Source organism: Bartonella sp. AP40SXNS (assembly GCF_042195825.1).
Lineage (GTDB): Bacteria > Pseudomonadota > Alphaproteobacteria > Rhizobiales > Rhizobiaceae > Bartonella.
This window is the reverse complement of record NZ_JBHIPB010000105.1, coordinates 1-804: the sequence shown is the minus strand read 5'-3', so window position 1 is coordinate 804 and position 804 is coordinate 1. Positions and strand designations below refer to the sequence as shown.

General features: G+C 37.7%; 1 protein-coding gene. It reads right to left on the bottom strand.

What is annotated here, in order from left to right:
- Positions 1–139 precede the first annotated feature (139 nt).
- A partial coding sequence (locus ACFILZ_RS10010; RefSeq protein WP_375611077.1) for a type IV secretion system protein occupies positions 140–804 on the bottom strand: 665 nt, incomplete at its 5' end.

Here is an 804-nt window from a genome sequence, read left to right as displayed (position 1 = left end):
TCTTAATTTCATTTTTTAATTTATGAAAATAGCTCAATTTCAGTGCGAATATTTTTTACTTTAGGATTGGATATTCTTGTTATTTTGTCATATGGATATTAAGGGCGTCTGTTACGGGAACAATTGCTTTTTATCTCATCTAGTTTTTATGTCTCCATAGATGTCCAAATGTAATGCCTTTTGCGAGAGAATTGGCCATGCTTGATAGTTTGAGTAACAGCATGATGGATATAATGGACAAGATGAGAGCTCCTCCAAACATGAAGCTTACATTCTGGTTGTAATCGAGTTTCATATCACTCAAATAGTTTGCAAAGATATTCATCATCAGATTAAATACAGTTGCTAAGAGTAGAAAGAGGATTATATAATTGACGACTTGGATTATCCATTGCTCAAAAAAGCGATAAGTTGGTTGCCAAAGTAGAGCAATAATGAAGATTGGCCCCCATCCTACGAGAAGTGCAAGTGCGATTTTTGTCAGAAGGACGAGACCCCCACCGATTGCGACGACGAGGCTTGTTGCTAGCAAGATGAGGATTCCTAAGAGACTGTAAAGCAGACCATTGGACTCGAAGAAGACGGTTTCTTGGAAAAGACGTCCTGCATATTGGAATCCTCCGCCTGCTGTTTTGTCAAGTAAATTCATTAATTGTTTATCATCGAGTGGGTTTGCGATGAGCGCTTTTGATAACTCATAGGGCATTTGTGTTATTAAATTTGTGATTTCTGGTTGATAAAGTCCTGTGGTAAGAGCTATTGAAGTAATAATACTTATCCGTAGGAAACGGTTTACGAATCCGG